We start from the raw sequence: 367 nt of genomic DNA on the forward strand, positions 1-367 counted from the left end.
CGCGAACCTCAGTTCGGTGTCGGCGGTGGTGCCGAATCCCAGGATGCGGGTCGGGGTCCCGGGCCGTCCGGCCCGCTCCGCGATCCTGACGGGCTTCTCGGAGACCGGGCGGTCGAGACGGACCAGCGCGATGTCGTGCCTGTTGGCGCCCTTCCCGTCACCGCTCACGAAGCCGGGGTGAACGACGGTCCGCTCGATGGCCCGGACCGTTCCCCCCGACTTCCGCGCCTCACTGCCGATCCGGACGATGCCGTCGAGGACCAGGCCGTCGCCCGTGACGCAGTGGGCCGCCGTCAGCACCCACTGGGGATCGATCAGCGACGCCCCGCAGTTGCCGTCGTACACGCCGTACTTCGGGGCCGACTCG

Annotated in this window: 1 protein-coding gene; it reads right to left on the reverse strand. The window is 71.7% G+C overall.

What is annotated here, in order from left to right:
• On the reverse strand, window positions 1-367 hold a 367-nt coding region (locus IF00_RS0140520), incomplete at both ends, for a S1 family peptidase (RefSeq protein ID WP_030327156.1).

The organism is Streptomyces flavochromogenes, from assembly GCF_000717595.1.
GTDB lineage: Bacteria > Actinomycetota > Actinomycetes > Streptomycetales > Streptomycetaceae > Streptomyces > Streptomyces flavochromogenes.